Annotated in this window: 2 protein-coding genes; both read left to right on the forward strand. The window is 68.8% G+C overall.

Features of this window, described 5'->3' with window-relative positions; all coding sequences use genetic code 11:
* The first annotated feature begins 174 nt into the window (after window positions 1-174).
* The gene (locus tag CGZ93_RS12530) at window positions 175-531 is read left to right on the forward strand and encodes a hypothetical protein (protein WP_141211201.1); all 357 of its coding nucleotides are present in this window, start codon (window positions 175-177) and stop codon (window positions 529-531) included.
* Window positions 532-692: 161 nt separating this feature from the next.
* Window positions 693-5636: a helicase-related protein gene (locus CGZ93_RS12535; RefSeq protein WP_094364512.1), complete on the forward strand. Its 4944-nt coding sequence runs from the start codon at window positions 693-695 to the stop codon at window positions 5634-5636.
* The last annotated feature ends 136 nt before the right edge of the window (window positions 5637-5772 follow it).

Below are 5772 nucleotides of genomic sequence, written 5' to 3' on the forward strand. Positions count from 1 at the left end.
GTGTGGAGCGGTCATCGTGATGATTCCTTCGAGGGTGCTGTGAGAGGTGAACTCGAGGATCACGCGGTGACCGCCCTGTCGTCCAGAGCCAGCCACCACGGGCTACACCACTATGAGGGACTCAACTCGATCCCGAACCCGAACGTGTGGATGCCGCCGATAGGAGCCAGTCCGATGATGCAGCAGATCGAAGCCTTCCTCAGTCGCAGCCGGCCCGAGATGTGGTCCCAGATGAGCGCCCAGGACAAGCAGAACCTGGCCGATCGGATCGAGACGGTGGCAGCCGAACTGGAGGCCAGCCCGCCCTGGTCGAGGCCGCAGACCGACGACCACCTGGCATTGACCGCCTACCACCAGCAGGTCCGCAGCTGGGCGCAGGAGACCGCGCTGGATCAGGAGCTGTACCAGGTCTGGCCGACCGACAGCGAGCAGGAGGACGACGAGGTCGATCCGCAGACCGCAGCAGCGATCGAGCTGCAGCACCAGCTGCGCAGCGAGGTGGCGCAGATCAGCCGCGACCTGGAGTTGTAGCCCGCGACTTCCGTGAGCCGGTCGACCCGCAGCTGCGGCTCAGCGCCCACCAGCGCATCGAGCAGAACCTGGCCGCGATCGAACTGCTGGCCGAGCTGGGGCAGCGCCCGGCCACGGCGGAGGAGCAGCGCGTCCTGGCCGGGTTCACCAGCTGGGGTGCGGTGCCGCAGCTCTTCGATGAGCACAACGCGACCTTTGCTGCCCAGCGAGAGCGGGCGAAGCGGCTGCTGGGCGAGCAGCAGTGGCGCGCCGCGCGGCGCTCGACGGTGAACGCGTTCCACACCGACCACGCACTGGTGGGTGCGATCTGGCAGGCCTGGCAGCAGCTGCAGGGCCCCGGCCCTGCGCGGGTCTTGGAGCCGGGCTGTGGCACCGGGAACTTCATCCGCACCGCCCCGGGTGGGGTGCGCATGATCGGGGTCGAGCTGGACCCGATCGCCGCCCAGATCGCGGCCAAGCTGGCCCCCAGCGCCCAGGTCCGTGGGGAGAGCTTCGCCGACACCACGATGAGTGCCTTGGGCGGTGTCGTCGACGGCGCGATCGGCAATGTGCCCTTCGGCGACTTCGCCCTCTACGACCCCATCCACAACCCGGGCCGCGAGGCGATCCACAACCACTTCATCATCAAAGCCTTGGAGCTGACCCGCCCCGGCGGCACCGTCGCGGTCCTGACCAGCCGCTACACCCTGGATGCGCGCAGCACCAGCCACCGCGAGCAGATGGCCGCCCTCGGCCAGCTGACCGGCGCATTCCGCCTGCCTTCGGGTGCCCACGCCCAATCCGGCACCGACGTGGTCACCGACCTGCTGGTGTTCACCCGCCACCGCACGAGCCCGCCGGCCGGCGGGGATGCCTGGGTCCAGACCCGCCCGATCACCGTCGACGGGCACACCCACCAGATCACCACCGCCTTCGACCCCGGCGTCCTACCGCCCGGCTCCCCGGCCCAGATTCTCGGGGAGCTGGCCACCATCAGCAGCCAGCACGGACCGGTCCTGTCGGTGCGCGATACCGGCATCGACTGCGCCGAGAAGATCCGCACCGCCCCCTGGCCCACCCGCGCCCAGGTCGCCGTCCCCACTGCTGCACCCCAGCCTCAGCAGGCCGTCGCGGACCAAGCACCGCCGCCGGCAGCAGTGGTGGTGCCCGCCACGCCCCGATTCGCCGGCGAACTGGGGGTGCGGACCACCGGCTCGCAGCGGGAGTTCGTGATCGCCGACTCCGACAAGACCTGGCAACCGGCCGAGCTGCGCATTGCCGGCGCGAACGCCGAGGAACTGGCCTCGCTGATCACCTTGAAGGCCGCCCACCGAACGGTGCTCGAACACGAGGCCGCCAACACCGCCGACACCCCCGAACTCGACCAGGCCCGCACCCAGCTGCGCGAGACCCTCACCGCCCACCATCAGCGCTTCGGGCCGATCAACCGGGCCACGATCACCCCGCGTACCCGCACCCAGCCCGTTCTCGATGACACCGGCCATCCCCTGGCCGGCGCCGACGGCACCCCGCTCACCGAGAAGGTCCCGATGCTCGACGAGCTCGGCGACCCGGTGGTGACCCGCCGCGCCCCCATGGCCATGACGCTGTTCCGCAAGCACGACCCCGCAGCGGTCTATGTCGCAGCCCTGGAGCGCTTCGATGAAGCCAGCCAGACCGCCACCCCCGCCACCATCTGCCACCAGCGCGTACTCGCCCCCCGGGCCCCGGTCAGTCGCACCGACTCCCCAGCCGATGCGATCGCGGTCTGCATGGACACCCACGCCCGACTCGACCCCGACGTGCTGGCCGAGCTGCTGCAGATCCCCTCCGATCAGGTGCCCCACGCCCTCGGGGACCTCGCCTACACCGATCCGGTCACCGAACAACTCATCCCGGCCCAGGAGTACCTCTCCGGGCCGGTGCGGGCCAAGCTGCAGCAGGCCCGCACCGCGGCCGCGACCGACCCCGAGCGCTGGTCCCGCAACGTCGAGGCACTCACCCAGGTGGTGCCCGCCGACCTCGGCCCCGAAGACATCACCGCCCGCCTGGGTGCGGTCTGGATCCCGGCCAGCGATGTGGAGGACTTCGCCCAACAGATCTTCGACGATCGCACCACCATCCAGCGTGACCCGGTCTCGCAGAACTGGCGCGTCTCCGGCGGCCGGGCCAGCCTGCGCAGCTATGAGGAGTACGGCACCGTCCGGATGGACGGCCACGAGCTGCTGCGCCGCGCGCTGAACCAGACACCGGTCCAGGTCTGGGATGAACACGAAGACGGCACCAAGATGCTCAACGTCGGCCAAAGTGAGGCCGCCCGCGACAAGCAGGAGCAGCTGCAGCAGCGGTTCGCCGAATGGGTCTGGGAGAGCCCCCAGCGATCCCACCGCCTGGCCCGCATCTACAACGACACCTTCAACGCCACCGTCCCCCGCCGCGAGTTCGCCTACGGGCCGATGCAGTTCCCCGGCCTGGCCGCCCAATTCAGCCCGCGCCCGCACCAGGTCAACGCCGTCGCCCGCGCGATCGCCACCGGATCCACCGGCATCTTCCATCCGGTCGGGTTCGGCAAGACCGCGGTGATGACCATGGCCGTGATGGAGCAAAAGCGCCTCGGGCTGGTCAACAAACCCGCCATCGTGGTGCCCAACCACATGCTCGAGCAGTTCTCCCGCGAATTCCTCACCATGTACCCCCAGGCCAGGGTCCTGGCCGCCAGCACCGATGACCTCACCAGCGACCGCCGGCGGGCCTTCATCGCCCGCGCCGCCACCGAGGACTGGGACGCGATCATCATGACCCGCGGCGCCTTCTACAAGCTGCCGGTCGGCATCAAGACCCTCACCGACTACCTCGACCAGGAGATCGAACCCCTGCGCGACTGGCTGACCAACAACCGCACCAGCGAACGCGCCACGACGGTCAAGCAGGCCGAGAAGGCCCTGGCCCGACTGGAGGAGAAGCTCAAAGAGCGACTGGACAAGATCGCCAAGGGCACCGACCAGACCGTCACCTTCGAAGAAACCGGGATCGACTACCTCGCCGTCGACGAGCTGCACGACTTCAAGAACCTGGCCACCGCATCCTCCATCCCCGGTGCAGCGATCCAAGGCTCGCTGCGCGCCTCCGACCTGCACCAAAAGGTCTGGCAGCTGCGCCGCACCCACGGCGGCCGGGCCCTGCTCGGAGCCACCGCGACCCCGATCGCGAACTCGGTCACCGAGCTGCACGTGATGACCCGCTACCTCAACCCCGAGATCCTCGAAACCGCCGGCCTCACCGCCTTCGACGCCTGGGCCGCAACGTTCGGCAAGACCATCACCAAAGTCGAGATGTCCCCCGACGGGGGCGGGCTGCGGGAGAAGACCCGCTTCGCCCAGTTCCAGAACGTGCCCGAGCTGCTGATGATGTGGGCCGAAGTCGGAGACACCCTCACCACCGAACAGATCGCCGCACTCCCCCGCCCCGCGCTGCGTACCAACCGCGACGGCCGCGCCGAACCCGAAATGGTCATCACCCCCGCCTCCCCCGAACTGGAGGAGTTCATCACCCGCCTCGGCGAGCGGGCCCAGATGATCCAATCCCGCATGGTCGACCCCAAGGACGACAACATGCTGCTCATCAGCTCAGAGGGCCGCCGAGCCGCCCTGGACATGCGCCTGGTCCCCCAGGGCAGCGAGCCGACCGTGCCGACCAAGATCGACGCGGCCGCTGCCCGCATCCACGCCCGCTGGGCCGAGAACCGCGACCGGACCTACCTCGGCCCCGACAACACCCCCCACCCCACCCCCGGGGCGCTACAGCTGGTGTTCTGCGACCTCGGCACCCCCACCAAGGACGATGGTCGGTTCTCGGTCTATGCAGACCTGCGCGACAAGCTCATCGCCCACGGGATCCCCGCCGAGCAGATCGCGTTCATGCAGAATGCGAAGACCGACCTCGACAAAGCTCGCCTGTTCGAACGCGCCCGCACCGGCCAGGTGCAGGTCCTCATCGGCTCCACCTCCACCATGGGCGTCGGCACCAACGTCCAAGACCGCGCGATCGCGCTGCACCACCTCGACTGCCCCTGGAAGCCAGCCGAACTCGCCCAACGCGAGGGCCGGATCGTCCGCCAGGGCAACCAGAACGATCCCGTGGAGATCATCCGCTACGCCACCGAGGGAAGCTTCGACGCCTACATGTACCAAACCGTCGCCCGCAAAGCCCGATTCATCGACCAGGTGATGGCCGGCGAGATCAACGGACGCCGCGAAATCGAAGACATCGCCACCGACGAAACCCTCACCCTCGAACAGATGCAGATGGCCATCGCCAACAACCCCCTGCTGCAAGAGGCCACCGAAGTACGCGCCGACCTCGCCCGACTCCGCCGCCAAGAAACCGCCCACCGCCAAGCCCAGCGCAACCTCACCACCCAGATCCCGATGCTGGAGCGCTACATCGACCAGCTCCAAGCCCAACTCCCCGCCATGGCCACCACCTGCGCGAAGATCACCCCCACCGCCGGCGAGGCCTTCCAGCTCCGCCTCGGCCACCACCGCTACCCCGACCGGGCCGACGCCCGCGACGCCCTCATCAACACCCTGCGCGAGCCCACCTACCGCCGCCCACCCCTTCACCTGGGAGGGGTCGAATGGCAGATCACCACCCGCGCCCCCCGCCATGCCAAAAACCACTTCGAACGCGAACACGTGCTCACCGCCCCCACACCCATCCCCGAGGTCATCGTGAGCCAAGACGACATCGACCAAGCCAGCACCGGAATCATCACCAGAATGGAAAACGCGCTCCGCAAAGCACCCGAACGCGAAGCCGACGCCCGCGCCAAACTGCACGCGCTCAGCAGCGAACTCGACCAAGCCCACTCACGGCACGGCCGCCCATTCCCCCACGCCGACGCGCTCGCCGCACTCACCACCCGCCTCGAAGATCTGGACAAGGCCCTCCAAGCCGAAGCCGCGAAACCCAAAGACCAGGCACCCGCGCCCCCCGCACTCCCCCAAGCCATCGTCGCCGACGCATTCCCGCCCCTGACAACCCCGCCAGGAACCACCCCCGCGCCAGCGCCAGCACAGCGCTTCCACGGAAGCACCCCGGTACCAAGACAACCGCGCCGCCGATGACAGCAATCGGGGACTGTCCGACGAACGGTGTAAGTGGCGGTTTCCATGTCAGCGGTCCTCGGCGGCTGGCATGCGGTCTGCGAAGGTGATGGCGAAGGCGTTCAGCGCGGGCTTCCACCTCATCGTCCATCTTGTC

The organism is Enemella dayhoffiae (genome assembly GCF_002250625.1).
GTDB lineage: Bacteria > Actinomycetota > Actinomycetes > Propionibacteriales > Propionibacteriaceae > Enemella > Enemella dayhoffiae.